Here is a 23,719-nt window from a genome sequence, read left to right as displayed (position 1 = left end):
GCAAGAGGAGAATTAAAATGAGCGCTTCCAGCTTTATTCATAATGCCACCACAGGCATCATCGCTTTGATGTCTAAAATTCCAGACAGTCTGGTCAATTTGTCACTGCGTCTTGGACTTGCCGGTATTTTCTGGGTGTCCGCACGTACGAAAGTCACTGACTTTTTGACCATTACCGACAACACCTATTTCCTTTTCGAAGAGGAGTATCAACTTCCCTTCTTCTCCGTGGACTTTTTGGTTCCACTGGCAACCTATGCAGAACATATTCTCCCATTAATGCTTCTGTTCGGGTTTGCCACGCGCTTTGCGGCACTTGGTCTTTTCTTTATGACACTGGTCATTCAGATCTTCGTCTATCCAGATGCTTTCCTCTCAACCCACCTTGGATGGATGGCGCTCTCCCTTGCCATTATCTCCAAAGGACCAGGAAGCCTGTCTCTGGATCACTTGATCGCTCAGAAACAATCGGGGCAACAAGCTAAAGATCAGCCACAAGGCGCTTCTTTGAAGGCTTAAACGTCTTGTAAGAATATGCTTGGGTAGGGGCGTAATGCCCCTACCCGCATTTAGAAAATCCGCAGGACGAACAGGTGTCACACCCTTCGCTTCGGATGAGGGAGAGCTCTCCGCATTCGGGGCATTGGCGTTGCAATCCGGTCTTTTGTGGGGCGCCGCCGACAGGCATGACCTGATGGGCAGAATTTTGCTTATCCGGTGATTGTTTTTCCGGCAGAAAGCCGATCTGGATCAGGTGGGTTTCAATCACATCTCCAATGGCTGCCAGCAAAGACGGGACATATTTCCCTTGTACCCACGCACCGCCGCGCGGATCAAACACCGCTTTTAATTCTTCCACAACAAAACTCACATCTCCGCCCCGGCGGAATACAGCCGAAATCATGCGGGTGAGGGCCACTGTCCAGGCGAAATGTTCCACGTTCTTGGAGTTGATAAAAATCTCAAACGGGCGGCGGCGACCATCCTGAATAATATCGTTCAGGGTGATATACATGGCGTGATTGCTTTCGGGCCATTTCAGCTTGTAAGTCTGTCCCGGAATGGTGCCAGGGCGATCAAGTGGCCTTGTCATATATACGACGCCGCCAGCCTCAAAGCTGTCTTTGGGGCGAGGGGTTGGCTCATCCAAGGGTAGGGACGCCTGTTCGTCGGTCTTCTGACCGCTTTGGCTCGCTTCTAACACGGCGCCGGTCACATCATTGGGGCGGTAGGTTGTACAGCCCTTACAGCCCTGATCATAGGCCTGCATGTAGATATCTTTAAACTGATCAAAGCTGATATCTTCAGGGCAGTTAATGGTTTTGGAAATAGAGCTGTCGATATAATCCTGTACCACCGCCTGCATCTTCACATGATCTTCAGGGGTGAGGATTTGCGCATCTACAAAATAGTCGGGTAGGAGCGCATCTTCACCGTTCAGGCGACGGAACAGGCGAAGGGCATAATCGCTCACTTCTTCCGATTTGCGGGTGCCGTCCGGCATCAGAACATTGCGGGTGTAGGAAAAACTGAAAACCGGCTCCAACCCGCTGGAGATATTATCGGCGAGCAGGGAAATGGTTCCCGTTGGTGCAACGGAGGTGACAAGCGCGTTTCGGATCCCGTTTTTCTTGATGGCGCCCTGAATTTCAGGCTCCAGCGTTTTAACGGTCTCTCCGCTTAAATAAGCCTCTTCATCATAAAGGGGAAAGGCCCCTTTTTCCTTCGCCAAATCGGTGGAAGCGAGGTAAGCGGATCTCCGTAGGGTGGACAGCCACTGTCGGGTGAGGGAAATGGCTTCATCCGACCCATAGCGTACGCCGCACATAATCAATGCATCCGCAAGGCCTGTAATCCCAAGGCCTATCCTGCGTTTGGCTTTTGCCTCATGACGTTGTTCCTCCAGCGGGAAATTGGACACATCCACCACATTATCCATCATGCGAATGGCGGTGCGAACGGTTTCATCCAGTGCTTCCAGATCAAGGGCGGCATCTGAACTAAACGGATCCTTGACGAAACGGGTAAGGTTCACCGAACCCAACAAACACGCTCCATATGCAGGCAGGGGTTGTTCACCGCACGGGTTGGTGGCGGTGATATCTTCGCAGTAATAGAGGTTGTTCCGTTTGTTGATCCGGTCGATAAAGATCACGCCCGGCTCAGCATATGAATAGGTGGAACGCATGATCTCGTCCCAAAGTTCACGAGCGCGAAGGGTTTTGAAATGAGTGCCTTCAAATACCAGATCCCAAGACCCATCCGATTTAACCGCCTCCATAAAGTCATCGGTGACGAGAACTGACAAGTTAAACATGCGCAGCCGTCCGGGGTCTTGTTTGGCGCGGATGAAATCCAGAATATCCGGATGATCACACCGAAGCGTTGCCATCATGGCGCCGCGGCGGGACCCTGCGCTCATGATTGTGCGGCACATGCTGTCCCACACATCCATAAAACTAAGCGGGCCAGAGGCGTCTGATCCCATGCTTTTGACAGGGGCACCTTTGGGGCGGATGGTGGAGAAATTATATCCGATGCCGCCGCCCTGCTGCATGGTGACGGCAGCTTCTTTCAGATTGTCGAAAATTCCTGCCATGTCATCGGGGATGTTGCCCATGACGAAGCAGTTAAACAGGGTCACGTTGCGTTTGGTTCCGGCACCCGCAACTATACGGCCCGCGGGCAGGAATTTATAATCCTCAAGGGCTTTATAGAAAATTTCCTGCCACTTATCCGGATCGTCTTCAGGTTCCGCCAAGGCATGGGCGATCCTTGCCCACGTATCTTCAATACTTCGTTCCGTCTCCTGCCCATCAGCGGAGCGAAAACGGTACTTCATATCCCAGATTTGTTGCGAAATAGGTGCAATAGACGCCATAGGAACCCTGTTCGTGATTAGAAACAGTTAGGATCGCATTATATACCAGATAAAGGTAATTCACAAATGCTGCCCCACGACATATGGCGTTTTTATGAGCTAATTAAAGTCCTTTGTGCGACCTTCTTCGACCAACCGCTGGCTGTTTTCATCAATGGTGGTTTGCAATTTACCCATGAAATCTCTGCGTTTCAGGCCAGGCTCAATGGGCGGCAGAAATTCAATGACGAGTGTGCCTTTACGGCAAAGGAATTGTTTGCGCGGCCAGTAAAGTCCTGTGTTAAGCGCGACAGGTGTCACCGGTATATCCAATTTCCCATACAATGCCGCGATTCCCGGCTGGAAAGCCGGATAGTCATCCATAGCACTGCGGGTACCTTCGGGGAAAATGACAATCTGGCGATCCATTTCAAGAGCAGCCTGTCCTTGTTCGATCATGGAACGAAGGGCCGCCGCATGCCCTTTACGGTCAACTGCAATCATTTTTGTTTTCATGCAATACCAGCCGTAAACAGGGATCATCAGCAGTTCTTTTTTCAAGATCATGGCCGGATCACGTGTCAGCCAGTGAAACACCATCGTCTCGAATGCTGATTGATGTTTACAGGCGATCAGCGCTTTGTGTTTTGGCAGATATTCTTTTCCGCGAATTTCAACCTTCAGGCCACAGATGAAGCGCATCATGAGAATAATGCCGCCGGTCCAGATATGTTGTCCCCAGACTATCACCATTCTTGGCAGAATGAGGCCGGGAAGGAACAGAATATTCATGATAACGGACCAGATCCAGAACAGGGTAAAAAACAGGGCGGATCTAATAGCGGTCAATTGCTGTCTCCTGACATGACGGCGCTCTCTGTTCGGGCGCGGATGAGGCTGAACAGGAACTTGTTAAATTCGGCCGCCAATATGTACATGCTTTTCGGATTTTGCCACCAATTTTCTAGATCAAGTGATTTATCCTGTGCGGGAACGGGCAAAAGTGTTGCGTCTGGCAACATGCGGCGGATCTCTACAAGGGATCTTGGCATATGGTAGGCGCTGGTTACGACAAGCAGCGATTTATACCCTCGTTCTGCCGCCCAGAGGGAAATCTCATCTGCATTTCCAACCGTATCCAGTGCCTGTTTGCCAATATCAATACAGCATTCCATGATCTTCTCATTAACGTCCAATGCCTGTCGCAGGGTTTCTTTGCTGATAACCCGGTTGACGCCGGATATGAGTAATCGCTCTCCCGCCCCTTCCGTCAGGAGTTGATAAGCGACATTCAGGCGCGCGGTTGTGCCTGTCAGCACTACGATGGCATCTGCTTTGCGGGTGACATCGTTAGGCTGCGTGCGTACCTGATGGATGAAAAGCACGTATCCGCCAAACCAAGCGAGGATCACGATCATCAGGAAATTGAGCCAGAGCTGCTGCAGAAACCTCATCATGTATACCGCCCTTGATCTATGAAATCGGCCGCTTCTGCAAGGTTAGCGGCGACGGAAACTGGCATCAGATTTTGATCCAACCCTTCTTTTTGAGTTTTCACACCTTTTCCTGTTTGGACAAGAATACGATGAACCCCTGCTTTTGCTGCCGCCTGCAGATCTCTTTTAGCATCCCCGATCATGACCGCCTTTTCTGGAAGGGTACGGAAACGGTCCAAGGCCTGATAAATCATCCCGGCACCAGGTTTTCGGTTTTCACTTGCTTCCCACGGCGCGTCTGGGGCCACGTAAATATGGTCAATGTCCCCACCTGCAGATCGAATGGCCTGAAGCAGTTTGCTGTGGATCTGATCCAGCATTTCATCTGAGATAATACCGCGTCCAATACAGGATTGATTTGTAACGATCGCCAGATGATGCCCTGCAGATTTTAGTCGGGCAACGGCCTCGGCTGCACCGGGGATCATAATCAATTCACCCGGATTTTTCACAAAGTCCGGACGGTCTTCATTTAGAACACCATCTCTGTCCAGCAAGATAAGCACTACATCATCCGTTTTAAGGAACTCAATACAATCCAGCGTACTGTAAATGTTGTTAAAATTGCAACCAGAAGCGGCAGCATGGCAAGTGCTATCCACCCCTCCAAAATCATCGTTGGGGGCTGTATTAAGCCAGCTTCCAAACGTCCAGCAAGATAGGTGAATAGTTGCATGGTGATTATGGCGATTATCAGACCGGGAATTGCACCATAAAGGGCAAGGCGGGCGAAATAATCCTGAAATTGACGGGCAATATAGCTGTCTTTGGCTCCGATCAAATGTAGGACTTCGATAATATCATGATGCATCACCATACCGGTTCGGGCGGCAAAAATAATAATTACAACGGTCACCATGCTGATCAGGAACATTATGGCTGCTGCTAGGAACTGAACGGATCTTGCAAGCAGCAACATTTTATCCAGCCATGGCCGATGGGTGTTCAAATGTGCACCCGGCACGGCTTGTTCCAGTTGATTGGCTGTTGCCAGAAGGTCAAGCGCGCTGTTCTCGGCAACAGTGACTTCTATAAGGCGGGGAAGAGGTAAGCGTTCAATGACATCAGCGCGCCCAAGAAACGGCTCCAGCAACTTGGCCGCTTCCCCAGAACTAATGGCTCTCACTTCGTCCAATCCAGGTACAGTTTTTAGGAAAGAGACCGCCTTTTGGGATTTTTTATCCATATCCGAGTCTTTGTCATAGGCGATTTCTACGGTCAGATTACCGCTGATCGCACCCGACCAGCTGGAAATGGCAGAATTGATGGAAAACAATCCAATAAGAGAAAGCGACGCCAAAAAGACCATGGCTGCAACTACGACAGGCAGGTATTTACTGGAAGCGTCTTTCTCCAATTGTAGTTCGGAGGGTTTGGCAAGGAAGCTGAATTTCATCTCAACCCCTCAAAACGGGCAAGGTAGGCCGAAGGTGTTGTTGAATGCAGGGTGCTGTCTTCGAGATACATGACAGGGTGGGCAAAACGCCGGATCATTTCAATGTCGTGGGTTGCGATGACTACAGTGGTCCCAAGTTTGTTGAGTTCCTGAAATAAATACATCAGGCGCAGACCCATTTCCGGATCCATACTGCCTGTGGGCTCGTCCGCAATGAGAAGTTGCGGGCGATTGATTATGGCCCGAGCAATGGCAACACGCTGTTTTTCACCGCCCGATAAAGTTGGTGGTTTGGCGTTCATCTGATTCCCAAGGTCAACCCAGTTTAAAAGCTCATGCACGTTCTTTCGAACGAGTTCCTCATCCGCCTCAGCGATTCGAAGGGGCAGGGCTACATTTTCAAAGGCGGTTAGGTGATCGATCAGGCGAAATTCCTGAAAAACCACACCAATTTTCCGCCTAAAGTCAGGCAGGTCTTCGCGTTTTAACTGGCTCACTTCCTGACCAAATAGGGTCAGAAGACCGCGGCTTGGCCGGTGAGAGAGGGCAAGAAGTTTAAGGAGAGAGCTTTTCCCGGCACCTGTAGGGCCGGTCAAAAAGTGAAAAGATCCGGGGCTTAGATGTAAATTGATATCCCGCAGAACTTCTGGTCCCATTCCGTAACGCATACCAACATTTTCGAACCTGACCAAAAAATCCTCCCCTTAAATTTTGAACCCACAATAATCTAAAGTGGATTTATTGCCTAGTCTTGTGCATGTTTGTCTGAAAGCCTATAAAAATAGAATTCTTAAACTCTAGGACTGATAGCTTCCGACCTATGATATTAACTTGTTCCTCCTGTTCAACGCGTTATTCGATTAATGCGGCTTCCATCGGCCCGGAAGGACGGATGGTGAAATGCGCCAAGTGTGGTCACAAATGGCGGGAGTTTCCGCCTGAAGATGCGCCAATTACTCTGGATGAACCTGTTGTAGACGACGCACCAGCGCCGGAACCTAGGGAAGAGGTTGCCCCCGCGCCAGAAGCAGGGATGAGTATCGAGGAGATGACACGGGCGACGAAACCGCGCCCGCGCCCCAAGCCTGAGCCAAAGAAGCGTAGCTGGCTTGGATGGTTGATCTTCCTGATAATTCTGGGCGGTCTTGGGGCTGGCGCCTATTATGGACGTAATTTTGTTGTTCAGATCATGCCTGGCACAGCGTCCCTTTATCATTCGTTGAAACTGGATGTAAAAACAGCCAATACGTTGGGTCTGGAAATTCGAAATGTCCAGAATACATCAGTTGAAGAAAATGGTGTTATCCGCCTGACAGTGACGGGTGAAATCGTCAACATCACCAGTGAAGAGCGCCCAATCCCGCGCATTGCAATCCAGTTGGTCGATTCGGAGGGACTGCATGTCTATAGCTGGCAGGCTAAACCAAAAGCTGAGAAGGTTGGCCCTTGGGAGAAAGTTGAATTTTCTTCAAGCATGAACCAGCCGCCGGCTGAAGCCAAACATATTAAAGCGAATTTGATTGCACCAAGAAAAGCGGTCACAGACGATAAACAATAGGATCGGGATTTTCCCGTTTGGAGACACAAATGGCCGATAAAAAGCCAAATATTGAAGTACTTTTTTCCAGCGCTGATATTGAGCGACGCAATAAAGAACTGGCTGAGCAGATTGCCTCTGACATGGGTGAAGATCTTCTGGTGATTGCGGTTCTGAAAGGCAGTTTTGTTTTTGCCGCGGATCTGATCCGCGAATTACACCACGCAGGCGTTCGTCCGCAAATCGATTTTATGGCGCTGTCTTCCTACGGCGACAAACAGATCAGCAGCGGTACCGTTGTGATCACCCGTGATATTGTGGATACCGTCAAAGGCCGACGTGTTCTGCTGATTGATGATATTCTGGAATCGGGCCGGACAATGGCTTTTGCCCAGCAGGAGCTTCTGGATCGAGGCGCTGAAATGGTGCGTACATGTCTGATGCTTGATAAAAAAGGCAAACGCATTGTAGATTTCGAAGCAGATTTCGTCGGTTTCGACTGTCCTGACAAATTTGTCATTGGCTATGGCCTGGATTATGCGCACTATTATCGTGAATTGCCGTATATCGGACATATCACTGACGCCTAAGACCGGAGGGGGGATTGGCTAAGATATTGGTAGCAGAAGACGAGGCTTCTTTAAGGGAGTTTGTCCAACGTGCCTTGAGTTATCACGGGCACGACGTTGTCGCTGTCCGTGATGGCGCAGAAGGCTTGCACGCGCTACTGGAAGCGGATCCACCTTTTGACCTATTGCTGACAGATATTGTGATGCCGGTAATGGATGGCATTGCCTTGTCTTTAAAGGTCGCAAAAGAATTTCCGGATTTGAAAGTACTCCTGATGACAGGATATGCCGCAGAGCGGCAACGCGCTCACAATCTGGAAGAGCTGATTTTTGATGTACTCGCAAAACCTTTCACGTTGGATGAGATCTGCGAGCGGGTGGAAGAGGCGTTAAAAGCGTCTTCCCTATCAGCAAAAACAACCACAGCTGACAAAGGGCTGACAAATTAACTAGCTAGCTTATTATATTGTTGAATTTAAGAAAATTCTTTGCTAGCCCTAGTTAATGAACCGCGCAATTCCCAGCGCCAAAAACAAACAAAATAAGAAGGGATCAATCAATGTCTATTAATGGCAAGGCCTATATTGCCGGTGCGTTTGAGCATCCGACACGTAAAGCCTTGGATAAATCGGTCGCACAGTTGCACGCGGAATGTGCGTTGGGCGCCCTAAAAGATGCGGGCCTCACTAAAGATGACGTGGACGGCTATTTCTGTGCGGGTGATGCGCCGGGCTTGGGGCCCATCAACCTTGCAGACTATATGGGGTTGAAACTGCGCCATGTGGATAGCACGGAAACAGGTGGATCATCCTACCTTGTTCATGTGGCTCATGCTGCGGAAGCCATTGCTCTTGGAAAATGTAGCGTCGCGCTTATTACGCTTGCAGGTCGTCCAAAAGCGGAAGGCATGGCAACAGGCACCAAGCCACGTGTCTATGGTGACAGCCCGGACGTTCCGTTTGAGCTGCCTTTTGCGCCTGTGATCACAAACATGTATGGCATGTGTGCCATGCGTCATATGTATGAGTTTGGCACAACAAGCGAACAGCTGGCCTGGATTAAAGTGGCGGCGTCACATCACGCGCAGCACAATCCAAATGCTGTGTTGCAGGATGTGGTGACCGTTGAAGATGTAGTGAACTCCCCGCTCATTTCCGATCCGCTGCACCGCCTTGATTGCTGCGTTATCAGTGACGGCGGCGGGGCATTGGTTGTTGTCTCCCCTGAAATCGCTAAAACGCTCAATCGTCCTTTAGTGAAAATTAAAGGCGCAGGCGAGTCTCCAAAGGGTCAAATGGGGGGGCGTGTTGATCTGACATATAGTGGTGCGGCTGTCTCCGGTCCAAACGCTTTCGCAGAAGCAGGTGTGAAACCATCCGATATTAAGTACGCCTCCATCTATGACAGCTTCACAATCACCGTATTGATGCAGCTTGAAGACCTTGGTTTCTGTGAAAAGGGTGAGGGCGGCAAGTTTGTCTCCGATGGGAACCTGATTTCCGGTGTCGGTAAGTTGCCTTTTAATACAGACGGCGGCGGACTTTGCAACAACCACCCTGCTAACCGCGGTGGCATGACCAAGGTTATCGAAGCGGTGCGTCAGCTTCGCGGCGAAGCTCATCCAGCTGTTCAGGTGCCAAACTGTGATCTGGTTCTCGCTCATGGTACGGGTGGATCACTCGGAACACGTCACGGCAGTGCAACTCTCATTCTGGAAAGGGAATAAAATGACACAGGAACAAAGAAGCATTCCCGCCCCTGAAGTGTATCCGGGAACGGAAGAATATTGGAACGGTGCCCGCGAAGGTAAATTGCTGGTGCGTTACTGTAATTCTTGCGGAAATCCGCACCATTATCCGCGTCCGATCTGTCCGCACTGCGGCAGTGACGATACCTACTTCAAGGAAGCAGAGGGCGGCGGCGCAATTTACTCCTTTAGTGTGATGTGGCGGGCGCCTGTCCCATATGCAATTGCTTATGTCACGCTTGATGGAACTGATATTTCCATGATGACCAATATTGTGGATTGTGATCTTTCCAAACTTGAAATTGGGCAGAAGGTGAAATTGAAATTCTCGGAAACGGAAGGGGATGGCCCTCCGGTTCCGACATTCACACCGGCATAATGAACAGGGTGTAGATGGAATTTTTGGAAGGGCGGTGAATCTTTTATCACCGCCCTTTTTGCTTACTTAACGGAATGCTTTATTTAACGTGCGAAATATTCTTTCGAGATTCATGCCGCGGGTTTGGTTGGAAATCCGACAGAAATACTTTATTCCGTAATAATTATCTGACGGAAATTGCTCTTTGGGTTATTTTATTACTCAAAATTCACCTAAATTCGAGTTTGCCTAACAACAGGCTTGCCTAATCGGACGCGACTTCATAGGCTTGGGCAAATCAGATCTTCATATTTTCTTAACAATGATCTGATCAGTCCGCCCGAGGGAAGGCGGACAGTGTTGTTTTTATATTATGGCATCAGCGGACAGGGAGGTGCCGAATGGAATACTTTCTTCAGCAGTTGATCAATGGGATCACGCTGGGTTCGATTTATGGCCTGATCGCCATCGGTTACACGATGGTTTATGGCATTATCGGAATGATTAACTTTGCGCATGGCGACGTCTTTATGGTCGGCGCGTTTATTTCTTTGATTGTAATTACAGCTCTCGGGATTGCGGTTTCGTCTGGTGTTGGTGTTATTATCCTCGCCCTGATCCTAGTGTTGGTATGCGCAATGGTGATTTCCTCCGTTTACGGTTGGACACTTGAACGACTGGCTTACAAGCCCCTTCGCGGATCCTTCCGCCTTGCTCCACTGATTACTGCTATTGGTGTTTCCATTGTTCTTCAGAACTACATCCAGATCGCACAAGGCGCACGCGTGAAACCGCTGCAGCCAATTGTGTCTGGTGGTTACACGATTATGAAGCGGGTTGATGAAAATGGCGAATTCCTTGTCCAGATATCAAATATCCAAATCGCGATTATTGCGGTAACTGTGGTGTTGATGACTGTCTTCTCTTTGATCATTGCCAAGACATCTCTGGGCCGTGCGCAGCGCGCCTGTGAGCAGGACCAGAAAATGGCATCCTTGCTGGGTATCAATGTGGACCGCACGATCTCCACGACCTTCGTGATGGGCGCGGCACTGGCGGCAGTGGCTGGTTTGATGTTCCTGCTTTACTATGGTGTGATTGACTTCTTCATAGGCTTTATTGCGGGTGTGAAAGCCTTTACAGCTGCGGTTCTTGGCGGTATCGGTTCCCTGCCAGGGGCGATGCTGGGTGGCCTTGTGATTGGCTTGATTGAAACCTTCTGGTCTGCGTATTTCTCGGTGGAATATAAAGACGTTGCGGCCTTTGCCATGCTGGCCGTTGTGTTGATCTTCTTGCCGCAGGGTCTCCTCGGTAAACCAGAGGTCGAAAAAGTATAATGAGCGGATCTGCAACACAGACAGGCGGCGCTGGAGGTTTAAACCCGGCGCACCTGTTGAAAGATCTTGTCGTGACGGCCTTCTTGGCGGCAGCAATCTTTGGTACGACCCTCGGGTTTCAGACAGTAACTGCTTCTGGTGGCCTTTCAATTGAGACAGATGCTATGCTGGGGCTTGGCGCTGTGGCGTTGGTCGTTGTTGTTCGGTTGATCCTCTGGGTTACCATTTGGCGTAAACCTGTGAACGAGCGTCAGCCGCTTATTTCTGACGGCCTGAAGGCTTCAGTTACGACAAGTTTGGCTCCGGTTGGGAAATTCTTCCTACCAACAATGCTATTACTAGCGCTGGTTTGGCCGTTTTTGCCAACAACCGATCGTTACCTCCTGGATCTCAGTATTCTGATCCTCACGTATGTGATGCTTGGTTGGGGCCTTAATATTGTGGTGGGACTTGCGGGGCTTCTCGATCTTGGTTACGTGGCCTTCTACGCGGTGGGCGCTTATTCCTATGCGCTGCTCGCACACTATTTTGGACTGTCTTTCTGGCTATGTCTGCCGCTTGCCGGTATTCTGGCCGCTTTCTGGGGGATCATTCTTGGTTTCCCTGTGTTGCGCCTTCGCGGTGACTATCTGGCCATTGTGACATTGGCCTTTGGTGAAATTATTCGTGTGGTTCTTCTGAACTGGTACGAATTTACCGGTGGCCCAGATGGCCTTTCAGGCATTCCGCGGCCAACTTTCTTTGGACTTGAGTTCAAGCGTTTCGGTGAGGGAACTTTTGCTGACTTTTTCGGACTGGAGTTTTCCTCCATGCACCGGATTATTTTCCTCTACTTCCTGATCCTGATTTTGGCTCTTGTGACAAATGTGGTGACGAACCGCTTGCGCCGTTTGCCCATTGGCCGCGCGTGGGAAGCGCTTCGTGAAGATGAAATTGCCTGTCGTTCACTTGGGTTGAATACCACATTGGTGAAACTGTCTGCTTTCTCTATCGGAGCAATGTTCGCAGGTTTTGCCGGATCCTTCTTCGCAACTCGTCAGGGCTTTATCTCACCGGAGAGTTTCACCTTTATCGAATCGGCTCTCATTCTGGCCATTGTTGTTTTGGGTGGTATGGGATCGCAGATCGGTGTTGTTATCGCCTCTATCTTCCTGATCGGCGGCTTTGAAGTGTTCCGTGAAGCTGAACAGTTCCGTATGTTGATCTTTGGTCTTGCGATGGTTGTCATCATGGTATGGCGTCCACGTGGTCTGATTTCTTCCCGTGATCCGTCCGTCTTCTTGAAGAAGAAGAAAGGTGTCTCGGCAGATATGGTCGCACAAGGAGAGGGGCACTGATATGAGCACGATTGATGCGAACACGCTCCTTTCTGTGGAGCATTTGACAATGCGCTTTGGCGGCTTGCTTGCGGTCAATGATCTGTCATTCAATGTGAAGCGTGGTGATATTACGGCGCTCATCGGACCAAATGGTGCTGGTAAAACAACTGTGTTTAACTGCATCACAGGTTTCTACAAGCCAACAGAAGGCATGATCACCACATATCATGAAGATGGTGAGAAGTATCTGTTGGAGCGTATGGATGACTTCAAGATCCCAAAGGTGGCAAAAGTGGCCAGAACCTTCCAGAATATCCGTCTGTTCGGCGGTATGACGGTTCTGGAAAACCTGATGGTGGGACAGCATAACCCACTGATGAAGGCTTCTAAATTCACCTTTGGCGGTATTTTTGGCGTTTCTGGATACAGAAAAGCTGAAAAAGAGGCAATTGATCTTGCCAAATACTGGATGGAGAAAACGGGTCTAACTGATCGCGCTGATGATGCGGCAGCAGACCTTCCATATGGTGAGCAACGCAAGCTTGAGATCGCTCGTGCTATGTGTACGAAGCCAAATCTTCTTTGCCTTGATGAGCCGGCAGCAGGCCTGAACCCGAAAGAATCCGATGAGCTGAATAAACTATTGCTGGATATTCGTTCAGAGGAGGGAACAGGCATTCTTCTCATTGAGCATGACATGAATGTGGTGATGGAAATCTCCGACCATGTTGTTGTGCTGGACTATGGTGAGAAAATTGCTGACGGCACACCGGATGAGGTGAAAAGTGATCCAAAAGTGATTGCCGCTTATCTTGGTGTGGATGATGACGAAGTTGATGAAGTTGAGCATGAGATCGAACAAACCGGCACATCTGAAGGAGGGGAGGCATAATCATGGCTAAAGAACCACTTCTACAGATCAAGAATGTCGAAACATTCTACGGTAAAATTCAGGCTCTTCGCGGTGTCAGCCTTGACGTTCATGAAGGTGAAATTGTCACTTTGATCGGTGCCAACGGCGCCGGGAAATCGACGTTGATGATGACAATCTGTGGCAACCCGCGGGCGGCCACTGGGCAGATCATCTATGATGGTGTTGATATTACCAAGATGCCGACGCATGAGATTATGCGCCGTCAAATTGCTCAGTCTCCGGAAGGACGCCGTATTTTCCCGCGTATGACCGTGTATGAAAACCTGATCATGGGAGCCGCGGTGACGGACCAGTCCCATATTGAAGAGGATTTTGAAAAGGTTTTCACCCTGTTCCCGCGTTTGAAAGAACGTCGGGATCAGCGAGGCGGTACGTTGTCAGGCGGAGAGCAGCAGATGCTGGCCATTGGACGGGCCTTGATGGCACGACCAAAACTCCTGTTGCTGGATGAACCATCATTGGGTCTGGCGCCACTTGTGGTGAAACAGATTTTTGATGCCATTAAGGAGCTGAACAAGACCGAAGGTCTGACCATCTTCCTGGTGGAGCAAAACGCCTATCACGCCTTGAAACTTGCAGATAAGGGACATGTGGTTGTGAACGGCGCCATTACCATGAGCGGGACTGGCAAAGAGCTTCTGGCAAAAGAAGAAGTTCGTGCAGCCTATCTTGAAGGAGGAGCGCACTAATGGGCATTCTTTGGGAAAACAGCTTTGGCGTCTTTTTTGCGCTGACCGTATGTATCGCTGGTGGTGCTGCCTTTATGTCCGGTCGCTCACTGGCGGCCAAGTGGCGCTCACCGATCCAACCGGTGCTTTATATGCTGCTTTTAGGTCTTGCAGATCGCTTCTTCCACTTTGCTCTGTTTGAAGGCACATTGTTGTCACTTCAGTACTATATTGTGGATACTTTGGTGCTGATTGGCATCTCACTCATTGGCTATCGTCTGACCCGTGTTCGTCAGATGGTTACCCAATATCCATGGCTGTATGCACCTGCGGGTCCGTTCGCCTGGAAAGAGAAGTAGAATTAAGCTTGGGCGGCAGGGGGTGTCGCCCGGTTTATGTGAAATTACTCTTTACAATTGGGCAGTTATTGCCGAACATCGACGTAAGGGTAACTTAAATATTCAACTAACTAGGGAGTCATATTCATGAAAAAATTCCTTTTGGCAGCGACTATGCTAACTGCTGGCACAATGATGACAGCAACAAGCGCATGGGCTGATATCCAGATTGCTACTGCTGGTCCAATGACTGGTCAGTACGCAAGCTTTGGTCAGCAAATGAAAGCTGGTGCTGAGCAGGCTGTAGCCGACATTAACGCCGCTGGCGGTATCAACGGTGAGAAACTGGTTCTAACCGTAGGTGACGATGCTTGTGATCCAAAACAGGCCGTTGCGGTTGCCAACCAGATGGTATCCAAAGGCGTTGTCTTTATGGCAGGCCACTTCTGCTCAGGTTCTTCTATTCCAGCATCTAAAGTTTACGAAGAAGAAGGTATCATTCAGATCTCTCCTGCTTCTACAAACCCAAAACTGACTGACGAAGGTGGACCAAATGTTTACCGCGTTTGTGGTCGTGACGACCAGCAAGGTCAGGTAGCTGGTGCCCTTCTTGCTAAAGAATTTAAAGGCAAGAACATCGCAATCCTGCACGACAAAACAGCCTACGGTAAGGGTCTTGCTGACCAGACTAAAGGTGCGATGGAAAGCATGGGCGGTACAGCTAAAATGTACGAAGCCTACACAGCTGGTGAAAAAGACTACACAGCGCTTGTTTCCAAAATGAAACAGGAAAATATCGACGTTGCTTACGTTGGTGGTTACCACACAGAAGCTGGTCTGATCGTGCGTCAGATGCGCGACCAGGGTATGAAAACTCAGTTGGTTTCCGGTGACGCGCTGGTAACAGACGAATATTGGTCAATCACTGGTGCGGCTGGTGAAGGCACTCTGATGACATTCTCACCAGATCCACGTAAGAACCCAGGTGCAGCTGGTCTTGTTGAAAAATTCCGTGCGAAGAACATCGAGCCAGAAGGGTACGTTTTGTACACTTACGCAGCTGTTCAAGCATGGGCACAGGCTGCAAAAACAGCTGGTACAGCTGAGCCAGGTAAAGTGATGGGCGCGCTGAACTCCGGCAAGTTCAGCACTGTTCTTGGTAACCTGTCCTTCGATAACAAAGGCGACGTGAAGCTGCCTGGTTACGTTTGGTACGAATGGAAAAATGGCAAGTACGACTACCGCTAAGTCGTATTCTATTTTTTGAATAAGAGCCCTGCAGGGAAACCTGCAGGGCTTTTTTGTTGCGTTGATTGGGCTCCACTTTCCCGATACTCTTCAAAGGCCTCACATAAAAAGAACAAAGGAGGGAGAGATGGCGACGCTTGAACTATTGGGATCACCCGGGTCACCTTACACGCGTAAAATGTTAAGTGTGCTGCGATATAGGCGCGTTCCCTATGTGGTTCACTGGACCATGGGAACAAAGAAAAAGGAAGGATATCCTGACGCGAGGGTGCCGTTGCTTCCGACTTTCTATTTTCAGGACGACAACGGTGAGATGGAGGCCGTTGTAGACTCGACGCCTATCATCAGGCGTTTAGAGGATGAATATGAAGGGCGGAGTATTATTCCAGCGGACCCTAGGCTATCCTTTTTGAATGACCTGTTAGAAGATTTTGCGGATGAATGGCTGACCAAGATCATGTTCCATTTCAGATGGGCGCACAAACGGGATGCGGAAAATGCGGCACCGCTACTGGTTCACTGGTCTCACCCAACAATGGAACCAGCGAAAGCACAAGAAGCGGCCGCTGCTTTCGCTGATCGGCAGATTAATCGTTTGTATGTGGTGGGGTCGAATGACACCACACGCCAAACAATTGAAGAGAGCTATCTTCGTCTTTTGGATGTTTTGGAAAGCCTGTTACAGAAGTCGCAGTTTCTATTTGGCGACCGTCCATCGTCTGCTGATTTCGCCCTGCAGGGACAATTGACGCAAATCGGGATTATTGAACCAACACCCGCCGAGCTTATGGCTACCCGTAGTCCCCGCCTTCGGGCCTGGATAGATCGGATGGACGATCTGTCGGGCCTGGATTGCCGTGAAGAGGGGTGGTCTTCTTTTGAGGATGTCTCTGCTCACCTGGCTCCGCTTTTAAAAGAGATCGGACATGTATATGGACCGTTCCTTTTGGCAAATGCCGCCGCGGTAATGGGGGCGGAGACGTCATTTAAGACAATCATTGATGGCAAGCCGTGGGAGCAACCAACCTTTCCGTATCAAGCGAAATGCTTAAAGGAATTGCGAGACTGTTATTCGAGGCTTGATGATACTGCGAAAGAGAGCTTGCAGACGGTATTGCAGAGTGCCAATCTTCTGGGTAACGGCAATATGCTTGGGTAGGTAACTCTCGTGAAGCCACAAAAGGAAAATGAAGTCTGGGTTGTTTATGATGGGGATTGCCCCGTCTGCAGACTGGTCTCTTATTCCTTGCGCATTCGAAAAGAGGTTGGGAAATTAAATGTTCTCAATGCTCGAGAAGGCGCGGGTCATCCCTTGTATGAAGAGATACTCGCCAGAGGCTTGGATCTTGATGAAGGGATGGTCCTGGTTTACGGGGGGATGTTCTACCATGGAGCTGACGCCCTTAATATGATGGCCATTCTTGGCGGCAATGTAGGGTGGTTTAACCGTTTCAATGCCATCATGTTCCGATCCCCCACCATGGCAAGGGTTTGCTATCCCGTTTTGCGGGCAGGTCGGAATTTTCTCTTATGGATAAATGGTGTTCAGAAAATCCACTCAGGGCAGTGAGCTGTAAGTCATGACTGAGAAAGAGATATGGTGCCCCTGGCCTGACTCGAACAGGCACGTCCTAAGGACAATGGATTTTGAATCCATCGCGTCTACCAATTCCGCCACAGGGGCAATCTGTGGAAGTGAACGCACTATAGCGTCCAAATTTGATGGGTCAATACAGATAACGACGATATTGAAAAAATCGTTGGATTGAGTTCATTAATCCAAGGCAGTCAGGATCGTGTAGCCTGAACCACGCACGGATTTGATCATCTGCGGTTGATTGCCGTCATATTCCAGTTTTTGGCGTAAGCGACGCACCAAGGCGTCAATATTGCGGCTGTTTTCCCGGAGTTCTTTATTAAAGATTTTAAGGCTTAGGTCTTCGCGATTGATCGGCTGACCCGGGTTTTCAAGAAGAACCCTAAGCAGTTGAAATTCGGCCATGGTCAGCGGCACGTCTGATCCGTCCGGGGCTGCCAACTTGTGATGCGGCAGATCCAGTTCCCATCCAGAAAATGTGATGCAGGATTTTCCATCTGTGATTTCTGCAGACTTTCCTGCAGGGCGCCCGCTACGGCGAAGAACGCTTTTAATTCGGGCAAGAAGTTCGCGGCGGTTATATGGTTTGGCGACATAATCATCCGCCCCCATTTCGAGGCCAATAATCAGGTCAACACTTTCGCCCTTACCCGTCAGAATAATGACACCCACGTCTGAGCGTTCTTTCAAGTACCGTGTAAGGCTAAGGCCATCTTCACCTGGCATCATCAGATCCAGGATGACGAGGTCAAAATCCTCTTCATTGAACTTGTGCCGCATCTCTTCTGCATTGGCGGCTTCGCTAACAATATAGTTTTCCATTTCGAGCGTTTCGCGTAAAACATCGCGCAGTTCAGGCTCGTCATCTACTATTAGAATGTTGCTGTTCATATTGACGGTAAGTCCATACTGACCGGTTGTCGCTCACAATTCATAAGTGTACCTTTCTTATCATGTGATAAAAAAGTTACAAAATCAATAAAATCCGACACTCTGGATTAAACTTTAATCAGACCAATGATTTATACCAGTCTTAAATCTGTTTCAATTTCAAAACTCTTGCGATAAGAATTTGCATGGCCTTATGTAGGTTCCGATGCCAAAAAATTAAACAGTTTTCTAGAAGGGTGCTTTGAATATGCTGCGAAAATTATATGATTATACGATGAGCTTCGCAGCCCGCCCCAACGCAAGTTATTTCCTTGCAGGGGTTTCCTTTATAGAAAGTTCTGTTTTTCCTATTCCGCCGGACGTGATGTTGATCCCGATGGTGTTGGCGGATCGGGCCAAGGCGTGGCGTCATGCGCTGGTTTGTAGCATCTTCTCAGTGCTCGGGGGGCTGCTTGGGTATGTGATCGGGTACTACTTCTTCACCCTCATCGGGGATAGCATCATCAGTTTCTATGGCTATCAGGACAAATTCGCGAATTTTCAGGCCTCCTATGAAGAATGGGGGGCATGGATTGTCGCCTTCTTTGGATTGACCCCTTTCCCTTATAAAGTGATTACAATCGCAAGTGGTGTTGTTCAGCTGAACTTGGCCGCGTTTATTTCAGCCTCTGTTTTATCACGCAGCGCGCGTTTCTTCCTGGTAGCTGGACTTCTTTATTGGTTCGGTGAACCCATTAGAGAGTTTATTGAGAAATATCTCGGAATTTTGACATTTTTGTTCTTCATTCTGTTGTTTGGTGGCTTCGTACTGATTAAGTATGTGATCTAGACCGATAGAGGGGCGCAGATGGACGTATTGTATAGGAACGCACTTTGGATTGCTTTGGCGATGTCCGTTGTCACCATTGGTATGGTCTTTATCGCCCAGTATGGTTTTGACCTGTATCCTTGTGTTCTTTGTATTTATCAGCGTTGGCCTTATGCGGCGATTATTGCCCTTGTGGTGCTTTGGTTTTTCTTGCGACAAATGGTCTCTGAGGTGATTGTTCGCTTGCTGGTCGCCGCGTCATTTGCGACAACTGCAGGGATCGCGGCTTACCATGTAGGTGTGGAGCAAGGCTGGTGGGAAGGTACAGCGGAATGCGCTGCTGACACATCTGCCGGCTTGTCGCTTGATCAATTGCGCGAGCAGCTGATGACGGCCCCCATTGTGAAGTGTAATGAAATTGCCTGGGAGCTGTTTGGTATTTCCATGGCGGGGTATAACTTTATTTTTGCCGCCGCCATGACCATATTTATGCTGTTGTCTGTTAGGTATCTTGTCAGAGAAGCAAAATAATGACTGATCAAGAAGTTGGTATTGGACCAAAAGTAACTGGTGAAGGCCGCAACCCCGGTGACCTATCCCCCAAAGAGCTGATCGAGCGGATTATTCGCGTGGATCATGCTGGTGAATTTGGGGCCGTGAGGATTTATGAAGGGCAATATGCCGTTCTCAAAGATCATGAAGATGCTCCGACGATCCAGCATATGAAAGAACAGGAAGAAGTTCACCGGGAGAGGTTTGAAAAGCTGATCGCGGAACGTCGGGTTCGTCCAACACTATTATCTCCGATCTGGCATGTGGCGGGTTATGCGTTGGGCGCGGGAACGGCCCTTCTCGGCCGGGAGGCGGCAATGGCATGTACCGAGGCCGTCGAAGAGGTCATCGACGAGCATTATCTGCATCAGCTTGAGCAATTGGGTGAGGACGAGCCGGAGCTTCGTGAGATTATTGAGCAGTTCCGTGCGGAAGAGATCGAGCATCGGGATATTGCGCGGGAGCATGGTGCAAAAGAAGCGCCTGGATATGAGGCGCTTACAACTGCCGTTAAAGCCGGATCCAAACTGGCAATCTGGCTTTCTTCACGAATTTAATTGAAATAGACCTTAAGGGAAATCACAGCGGGTTACAGAAATAACCGCGAAGCTCTGATTCCCTTGTTGGACGGTGAAGCGGAACTCATCTGATCCGAAAACCAGACTTTTGCTGATCGGCAACACGCCTTCAACTTTTTCCGTTTTCCCACCAATTTTTGTGAACGTAATCGCCACAGGCTTGGAGGGGTCATACCAGGCTTCCGGTTTGCCATCTGCGTTCAGTGTCGATGCGCCAAGACCGCTGACCGTTACACTGCCATCAGCCAAACTGATGGAGTTGCCAGGTTGCTGATAAATGGGTGTGTTGACGATGAAGCGCTTAGTGGTCGGCTTCAAAGAACAGTTTTCAGTATTCTGCGCCAAGGTGATCAAGTTCTTGATACGAACAGGGTCCAGACCTTCTTCCAAACGTGTGCGCGCCAAGTTTAGAATTTCAAGTGGCTCGCCTGTTGGGATCTCTTTTTCGTATTTGTCCCGCCAAGCGCGTGCCTCTGCCAGCGCCGCGCTTTGTTTGTCCATGGCGGCACGGGTTTTCTCTGTTAAATTATCATTTTCCTTTAACAGTACACGGCGTTGTTCATCGGCGAGCGCGACTTTGCGGTCAGCCTCTGACTGGCCTTCAAAATAGCCATATGCGCCCGCTGCCCCCAAAAGGAGGAGGTAGAAGACAAATTTGAAGAATTTGCTGCGCCGTTCTTTTGCTTTTCTTTTCTCAGAAAGGCCTAATCCGTAACTCATGGTCGATCACATAATCCGGTAGTCGATGGGATACCCCTGTATTACCCCGCCCAATTATCAAAGGCAAGATATGTTCCTAAAATGTACCCGTTAGTCGACCAGCTCCGTGTCCCAATAAAGAAAATCCCGCCAACTTTCATGCAAGTAATTTGGTGGGAACAGACGCCCCATTTCATTGAGGTTGTGAAGGGTGGGGATGAAGGGCTTTATCCTTGGGAACATGGCGGCCTGATGGGTAAGCCTTCCCCCTTTTTTCATATTACAGGGGGCGCATGCAGTGGTGATGTTTTCCCAGGAGGTCGCCCCGCCCAGACGCCTTGGAAGCACGTGATCAAAGGTAAGATCTTCTTTTGATCCACAATATTGGCATTGAAATCCGTCACGCAGGAATAAGTTGAACCGTGTGAAGGCAGGTTGCTGATTGCGTTTCACAAATCGTTTCAGACAAATGACACTCGGTAGTTTCATTTCGAAACTTGGTGAATGGACCACCCGATCATATTCTGAAATGATTTCGACGCGGCCAAGGAATACAGATTTTAGCGCATCCTGCCATGACCACAGCGACAATGGGAAGTAGCTGAGAGGACGATAGTCGGCGTTAAGGACAAGCGCCGGAAATTTCTCTGTCGATGCCAACACGTGATAAAGACCCTTCAATCAGATAATCTTTATAAGGTAAGTGTGGCCCGAAGAGAGTGAAAAATCAAATCCTAATACAGTATTTTGTGTTAAACTTTTGTGATCCTACTGTATATGGGCTTTTAGGCAGGTGTTTGAATTTGTTTCGGGTTCTTTGGAGGCTTTACCACATCTACATAGTAACGCCATAAAACACGGGCTGCCAGGGTACGGTGCGGGCTGAGATGGGCGCATATTTCGTCCATCTCGTCAATTGTTGGTCGCGTTTCCAACGATTTTAAATGCTGTAAGGCAATTTGCAGGGCGACATCGCCTGCAGGCCAGATATCTGGACGTTGCAGGCAACTGATCAAATAAATTTCAGCCGTCCAGCGACCAATACCTTTCACTTGTGTCAGATGCTCAGCAGCTTCCTGATCAGAAAGTTCAGGGAGGCGGTCAAGATCAAGGCGGCCATCAGAGATATCACCAGCCAAGGCAAGGCAGTATCGCGCTTTAGGTCGGCTTAGGCCCAGTTCCCTTAAATGATCTTCGTTGCGCTTTAGAAATTCCGTTGGGGTAAAAGGATTAATGTCATCCTGAATGCGTCCCCAGATGGCAGCTGCACTGGCTAAAGACACTTGTTGTTCAATGATGATCCGGGTCAGTGCTTCGAACCCCATATCCCGTTTTCGCGAAGGCAGCGGTGTGATCATACCCAAGGCCCGCGCAAAATCTTCATCCACTTCACGGAGGTGATTTAAACCTTCTCTGAGAAGCGGATCTTCCATGTTATTGGCGTGGAGTGGAGTCGGTTGCCGCAGTTCTCAAAGACATTGTGCAGTTCATGGCTTTGCCCGCGCGGGCGATAGGGGCCAATTCATTTTCATCAGGATGAGTTTTGTCCTGAATGTCTGGGGCAAGGCCGGTGCCGTTGAAAGAGGCACCGCCGCCTACAGTGAAGCGACCGGTTGTCAGACGAATGCCACCACCATTATCCAGATCATACAATGTCTGCATGGTGCCTTTGCCGTAACTTGTCTCGCCAATCAGGCGCGCGCGGTGTGTGTGCTTCAAGGCACCTGCAACAATTTCAGAAGCAGACGCAGAGCCTTTATTGATCATAACCATGATGGGTAAGCCATTGATGCTATCACCAGAGTGGGCTTCTTCTTCAGTAAAGCTTTTACCACGGTTGATGGCAGAAAAAATATTTCCCTCTTCCAGGAACTCATCAGCAACCTGTACAGCTGATGTTACTGTTCCGCCCGGGTTGCTGCGAACGTCCAGAATAACGCCACACATGCGGGAGCCCAGTTTCTCTTCGAAATGCTCAAGTGCTTCACGGACATTGGCCCCTGTGTTCTTATTGAAGGTCTCAATCTTGATATACCCGACGTCACCGTCAATTCGGTATTCTACCGGAACAATATTGATGGCGCGGCGCTCAACTGAGAGATCAAACGATTTTAGCGTTCCCGGGCGTTTAATGGTCAAAACGGCACGCGTGCCAACAGGACCCCGTAAGACGGTAACAGCCTCTGGTAATGTGAAACCTTTAAGAGACTTGCCATCAATATGGCTAATAACGTCATCGGGTAAGATACCAGCCTCTTCTGCAGCGGAGCCGCGAAGCGGTGTAATAACGGTGAGTTCTTCGTTCCGAAGTTCAATGCGGAAGCCAAACCCTTTAAAGCGTCCATCCAGACTGTCCTGATAACGCTCATAGGATTCAGGCGGCATATAGGCGGAATAAGGATCCAGTGATTTCAGCACGCTATTGAGGGCCAGCGTCACAGGAACTTCTTCTTTGCCTTTCGCGTCTTTCAACGCGGCAATGGCCGTATCTGTGATGACTTGGGTATCTACTTCATCCACATAACGTGTTTCGATCCGAAGCAAGACCTCTGAAAATAGCTCGCGCGCGTCTTCCGCTTCCTCTTTATCACCATAAGTGTCCGTGTATGCATTTTCGAACTGCTCAAGTGCGCCGACAATATGCCGCTCCTTCGCGAAGGGCAGTGTACAGGCGGTCAACATCAATATGGCGTTGGCCAATATGAGATACTTGCGCAGCATAGGCACCGGGTCCAAGGTTAATAATTTCTTAACGTAATATATTAGTGCCATAGATTTACTATTGAAA

28 protein-coding genes and 1 tRNA gene are annotated in these 23,719 nt (G+C 49.4%); 17 read left to right on the top strand and 12 right to left on the bottom strand.

What is annotated here, in order from left to right; genetic code table 11:
* The first annotated feature begins 17 nt into the window (after positions 1 to 17).
* On the top strand, positions 18 to 518 hold the full coding sequence (locus tag GUA87_RS02375) for a DoxX family protein (protein ID WP_193714918.1): 501 nt from the start codon (positions 18 to 20) through the stop codon (positions 516 to 518).
* 40 nt (positions 519 to 558) lie between these two features.
* Here the strand turns inward: GUA87_RS02375 and GUA87_RS02370 are convergent, their stop codons facing one another.
* From GUA87_RS02370 to ftsE, 6 genes are all read right to left on the bottom strand, one after another.
* Entirely contained in the window at positions 559 to 2,880 is a 2,322-nt protein-coding gene (locus GUA87_RS02370; RefSeq protein ID WP_193714917.1) for an adenosylcobalamin-dependent ribonucleoside-diphosphate reductase, read from the bottom strand.
* Between the two features lie 99 nt (positions 2,881 to 2,979).
* On the bottom strand, positions 2,980 to 3,708 hold the full coding sequence (locus GUA87_RS02365) for a lysophospholipid acyltransferase family protein (protein ID WP_193714916.1): 729 nt from the start codon (positions 3,706 to 3,708) through the stop codon (positions 2,980 to 2,982).
* On the bottom strand, positions 3,705 to 4,316 hold the full coding sequence (locus GUA87_RS02360; protein ID WP_193714915.1) for a YdcF family protein: 612 nt from the start codon (positions 4,314 to 4,316) through the stop codon (positions 3,705 to 3,707). The genes GUA87_RS02365 and GUA87_RS02360 overlap by 4 nt, the downstream gene beginning before the upstream one ends.
* Complete coding sequence (locus GUA87_RS02355) at positions 4,313 to 4,861, bottom strand: D-glycero-alpha-D-manno-heptose-1,7-bisphosphate 7-phosphatase (protein ID WP_193714914.1); 549 nt, start codon at positions 4,859 to 4,861, stop codon at positions 4,313 to 4,315. The genes GUA87_RS02360 and GUA87_RS02355 overlap by 4 nt, the downstream gene beginning before the upstream one ends.
* Positions 4,861 to 5,751 (bottom strand): cell division protein FtsX, encoded by an 891-nt coding sequence (locus GUA87_RS02350; RefSeq protein ID WP_193714913.1) that lies wholly within the window; start codon positions 5,749 to 5,751, stop codon positions 4,861 to 4,863. Before GUA87_RS02350 ends, GUA87_RS02355 begins: the two co-directional genes overlap by 1 nt.
* Complete coding sequence (gene ftsE, locus GUA87_RS02345) at positions 5,748 to 6,443, bottom strand: cell division ATP-binding protein FtsE (RefSeq protein ID WP_193714912.1); 696 nt, start codon at positions 6,441 to 6,443, stop codon at positions 5,748 to 5,750. The genes GUA87_RS02350 and ftsE overlap by 4 nt, the downstream gene beginning before the upstream one ends.
* A 128-nt stretch (positions 6,444 to 6,571) precedes the next feature.
* On the opposite strand from ftsE, the gene GUA87_RS02340 reads away from it, so the two are divergent.
* The 13 genes from GUA87_RS02340 to GUA87_RS02280 all read left to right on the top strand — a co-directional run bounded on the left by GUA87_RS02340 (position 6,572) and on the right by GUA87_RS02280 (position 17,376).
* Entirely contained in the window at positions 6,572 to 7,309 is a 738-nt protein-coding gene (locus tag GUA87_RS02340; RefSeq protein ID WP_193715791.1) for a zinc-ribbon domain-containing protein, read from the top strand.
* Between the two features lie 29 nt (positions 7,310 to 7,338).
* A complete protein-coding gene (hpt, locus tag GUA87_RS02335; RefSeq protein WP_193714911.1) occupies positions 7,339 to 7,878 on the top strand; it encodes a hypoxanthine phosphoribosyltransferase in 540 nt (179 codons plus the stop codon).
* Between the two features lie 14 nt (positions 7,879 to 7,892).
* Positions 7,893 to 8,306, top strand: a complete 414-nt coding sequence (locus GUA87_RS02330; protein WP_193714910.1) for a response regulator — start codon at positions 7,893 to 7,895, stop codon at positions 8,304 to 8,306.
* 110 nt (positions 8,307 to 8,416) lie between these two features.
* On the top strand, positions 8,417 to 9,583 hold the full coding sequence (locus GUA87_RS02325; RefSeq protein ID WP_193714909.1) for a thiolase domain-containing protein: 1,167 nt from the start codon (positions 8,417 to 8,419) through the stop codon (positions 9,581 to 9,583).
* 1 nt (position 9,584) lies between these two features.
* On the top strand, positions 9,585 to 9,983 hold the full coding sequence (locus GUA87_RS02320; protein WP_193714908.1) for a Zn-ribbon domain-containing OB-fold protein: 399 nt from the start codon (positions 9,585 to 9,587) through the stop codon (positions 9,981 to 9,983).
* Between the two features lie 380 nt (positions 9,984 to 10,363).
* Positions 10,364 to 11,299, top strand: a complete 936-nt coding sequence (locus GUA87_RS02315) for an ABC transporter permease subunit (protein ID WP_193714907.1) — start codon at positions 10,364 to 10,366, stop codon at positions 11,297 to 11,299.
* Positions 11,299 to 12,636, top strand: a complete 1,338-nt coding sequence (gene livM, locus GUA87_RS02310; protein ID WP_193714906.1) for a high-affinity branched-chain amino acid ABC transporter permease LivM — start codon at positions 11,299 to 11,301, stop codon at positions 12,634 to 12,636. Before GUA87_RS02315 ends, livM begins: the two co-directional genes overlap by 1 nt.
* A gap of 1 nt (position 12,637) precedes the next feature.
* Positions 12,638 to 13,510, top strand: a complete 873-nt coding sequence (locus tag GUA87_RS02305; protein ID WP_193714905.1) for an ABC transporter ATP-binding protein — start codon at positions 12,638 to 12,640, stop codon at positions 13,508 to 13,510.
* 2 nt (positions 13,511 to 13,512) lie between these two features.
* Positions 13,513 to 14,241 (top strand): ABC transporter ATP-binding protein, encoded by a 729-nt coding sequence (locus GUA87_RS02300; protein ID WP_193714904.1) that lies wholly within the window; start codon positions 13,513 to 13,515, stop codon positions 14,239 to 14,241.
* Positions 14,241 to 14,579 (top strand): DUF6867 family protein, encoded by a 339-nt coding sequence (locus GUA87_RS02295; RefSeq protein ID WP_193714903.1) that lies wholly within the window; start codon positions 14,241 to 14,243, stop codon positions 14,577 to 14,579. The genes GUA87_RS02300 and GUA87_RS02295 overlap by 1 nt, the downstream gene beginning before the upstream one ends.
* 126 nt (positions 14,580 to 14,705) lie before the next feature.
* Positions 14,706 to 15,806 carry a branched-chain amino acid ABC transporter substrate-binding protein gene (locus GUA87_RS02290; protein WP_193714902.1) on the top strand — a complete coding sequence of 367 codons (1,101 nt, stop codon included), beginning with the start codon at positions 14,706 to 14,708 and terminating at the stop codon, positions 15,804 to 15,806.
* 127 nt (positions 15,807 to 15,933) lie between these two features.
* Positions 15,934 to 16,965 carry a glutathione S-transferase family protein gene (locus GUA87_RS02285; RefSeq protein ID WP_193714901.1) on the top strand — a complete coding sequence of 344 codons (1,032 nt, stop codon included), beginning with the start codon at positions 15,934 to 15,936 and terminating at the stop codon, positions 16,963 to 16,965.
* A 9-nt stretch (positions 16,966 to 16,974) separates the two neighbouring features.
* Complete coding sequence (locus GUA87_RS02280; RefSeq protein ID WP_193714900.1) at positions 16,975 to 17,376, top strand: DCC1-like thiol-disulfide oxidoreductase family protein; 402 nt, start codon at positions 16,975 to 16,977, stop codon at positions 17,374 to 17,376.
* A gap of 28 nt (positions 17,377 to 17,404) precedes the next feature.
* On the opposite strand, the gene GUA87_RS02275 is transcribed toward GUA87_RS02280, so the two are convergent.
* A tRNA-Leu gene (locus tag GUA87_RS02275) sits at positions 17,405 to 17,490 on the bottom strand.
* Positions 17,491 to 17,580: 90 nt separating this feature from the next.
* Positions 17,581 to 18,294 (bottom strand): response regulator, encoded by a 714-nt coding sequence (locus GUA87_RS02270; protein ID WP_193714899.1) that lies wholly within the window; start codon positions 18,292 to 18,294, stop codon positions 17,581 to 17,583.
* Positions 18,295 to 18,541: 247 nt separating this feature from the next.
* Here GUA87_RS02270 and GUA87_RS02265 point away from each other — a divergent pair, with 247 nt between their 5' ends.
* Genes GUA87_RS02265 through GUA87_RS02255 form a run of 3 tightly spaced genes read left to right on the top strand, consistent with a single transcriptional unit; the run spans position 18,542 to position 20,211 of the window.
* A complete protein-coding gene (locus GUA87_RS02265; RefSeq protein WP_193714898.1) occupies positions 18,542 to 19,123 on the top strand; it encodes a YqaA family protein in 582 nt (193 codons plus the stop codon).
* Between the two features lie 18 nt (positions 19,124 to 19,141).
* Positions 19,142 to 19,633, top strand: coding sequence for a disulfide bond formation protein B (locus GUA87_RS02260; protein WP_193714897.1), 492 nt, complete (start codon positions 19,142 to 19,144; stop codon positions 19,631 to 19,633).
* On the top strand, positions 19,633 to 20,211 hold the full coding sequence (locus GUA87_RS02255) for a demethoxyubiquinone hydroxylase family protein (RefSeq protein WP_193714896.1): 579 nt from the start codon (positions 19,633 to 19,635) through the stop codon (positions 20,209 to 20,211). The genes GUA87_RS02260 and GUA87_RS02255 overlap by 1 nt, the downstream gene beginning before the upstream one ends.
* A 12-nt stretch (positions 20,212 to 20,223) precedes the next feature.
* On the opposite strand, the gene GUA87_RS02250 is transcribed toward GUA87_RS02255, so the two are convergent.
* The 4 genes from GUA87_RS02250 to GUA87_RS02235 all read right to left on the bottom strand — a co-directional run bounded on the left by GUA87_RS02250 (position 20,224) and on the right by GUA87_RS02235 (position 23,652).
* Positions 20,224 to 20,952, bottom strand: a complete 729-nt coding sequence (locus GUA87_RS02250) for a hypothetical protein (RefSeq protein ID WP_193714895.1) — start codon at positions 20,950 to 20,952, stop codon at positions 20,224 to 20,226.
* A 90-nt stretch (positions 20,953 to 21,042) separates the two neighbouring features.
* On the bottom strand, positions 21,043 to 21,594 hold the full coding sequence (locus tag GUA87_RS02245) for an HNH endonuclease (protein WP_193714894.1): 552 nt from the start codon (positions 21,592 to 21,594) through the stop codon (positions 21,043 to 21,045).
* Between the two features lie 122 nt (positions 21,595 to 21,716).
* Positions 21,717 to 22,364, bottom strand: a complete 648-nt coding sequence (locus GUA87_RS02240) for a DNA-3-methyladenine glycosylase family protein (protein ID WP_193714893.1) — start codon at positions 22,362 to 22,364, stop codon at positions 21,717 to 21,719.
* A gap of 1 nt (position 22,365) precedes the next feature.
* Positions 22,366 to 23,652: a S41 family peptidase gene (locus GUA87_RS02235; RefSeq protein WP_193714892.1), complete on the bottom strand. Its 1,287-nt coding sequence runs from the start codon at positions 23,650 to 23,652 to the stop codon at positions 22,366 to 22,368.
* Positions 23,653 to 23,719 lie beyond the last annotated feature (67 nt).

The organism is Sneathiella sp. P13V-1 (genome assembly GCF_015143595.1).
Classification (GTDB): domain Bacteria; phylum Pseudomonadota; class Alphaproteobacteria; order Sneathiellales; family Sneathiellaceae; genus Sneathiella.
This window is presented reverse-complemented; position numbering and strand designations above follow the sequence as displayed.

Bases quoted from the DNA above. Each gene is read 5' to 3' on its own strand.
- GUA87_RS02375 (WP_193714918.1), top strand. From the start codon at position 18: ATGAGCGCTTCCAGCTTTATTCATAATGCCACCACAGGCATCATCGCT.
- GUA87_RS02370 (WP_193714917.1), bottom strand. From the start codon at position 2,880: ATGGCGTCTATTGCACCTATTTCGCAACAAATCTGGGATATGAAGTAC.
- GUA87_RS02360 (WP_193714915.1), bottom strand. From the start codon at position 4,316: ATGATGAGGTTTCTGCAGCAGCTCTGGCTCAATTTCCTGATGATCGTG.
- GUA87_RS02350 (WP_193714913.1), bottom strand. From the start codon at position 5,751: ATGAAATTCAGCTTCCTTGCCAAACCCTCCGAACTACAATTGGAGAAA.
- GUA87_RS02340 (WP_193715791.1), top strand. From the start codon at position 6,572: ATGATATTAACTTGTTCCTCCTGTTCAACGCGTTATTCGATTAATGCG.
- hpt (WP_193714911.1), top strand. From the start codon at position 7,339: ATGGCCGATAAAAAGCCAAATATTGAAGTACTTTTTTCCAGCGCTGAT.
- GUA87_RS02325 (WP_193714909.1), top strand. From the start codon at position 8,417: ATGTCTATTAATGGCAAGGCCTATATTGCCGGTGCGTTTGAGCATCCG.
- GUA87_RS02320 (WP_193714908.1), top strand. From the start codon at position 9,585: ATGACACAGGAACAAAGAAGCATTCCCGCCCCTGAAGTGTATCCGGGA.
- GUA87_RS02315 (WP_193714907.1), top strand. From the start codon at position 10,364: ATGGAATACTTTCTTCAGCAGTTGATCAATGGGATCACGCTGGGTTCG.
- livM (WP_193714906.1), top strand. From the start codon at position 11,299: ATGAGCGGATCTGCAACACAGACAGGCGGCGCTGGAGGTTTAAACCCG.
- GUA87_RS02305 (WP_193714905.1), top strand. From the start codon at position 12,638: ATGAGCACGATTGATGCGAACACGCTCCTTTCTGTGGAGCATTTGACA.
- GUA87_RS02300 (WP_193714904.1), top strand. From the start codon at position 13,513: ATGGCTAAAGAACCACTTCTACAGATCAAGAATGTCGAAACATTCTAC.
- GUA87_RS02295 (WP_193714903.1), top strand. From the start codon at position 14,241: ATGGGCATTCTTTGGGAAAACAGCTTTGGCGTCTTTTTTGCGCTGACC.
- GUA87_RS02290 (WP_193714902.1), top strand. From the start codon at position 14,706: ATGAAAAAATTCCTTTTGGCAGCGACTATGCTAACTGCTGGCACAATG.
- GUA87_RS02285 (WP_193714901.1), top strand. From the start codon at position 15,934: ATGGCGACGCTTGAACTATTGGGATCACCCGGGTCACCTTACACGCGT.
- GUA87_RS02270 (WP_193714899.1), bottom strand. From the start codon at position 18,294: ATGAACAGCAACATTCTAATAGTAGATGACGAGCCTGAACTGCGCGAT.
- GUA87_RS02265 (WP_193714898.1), top strand. From the start codon at position 18,542: ATGCTGCGAAAATTATATGATTATACGATGAGCTTCGCAGCCCGCCCC.
- GUA87_RS02260 (WP_193714897.1), top strand. From the start codon at position 19,142: ATGGACGTATTGTATAGGAACGCACTTTGGATTGCTTTGGCGATGTCC.
- GUA87_RS02255 (WP_193714896.1), top strand. From the start codon at position 19,633: ATGACTGATCAAGAAGTTGGTATTGGACCAAAAGTAACTGGTGAAGGC.
- GUA87_RS02250 (WP_193714895.1), bottom strand. From the start codon at position 20,952: ATGAGTTACGGATTAGGCCTTTCTGAGAAAAGAAAAGCAAAAGAACGG.
- GUA87_RS02240 (WP_193714893.1), bottom strand. From the start codon at position 22,364: ATGGAAGATCCGCTTCTCAGAGAAGGTTTAAATCACCTCCGTGAAGTG.
- GUA87_RS02235 (WP_193714892.1), bottom strand. From the start codon at position 23,652: ATGCTGCGCAAGTATCTCATATTGGCCAACGCCATATTGATGTTGACC.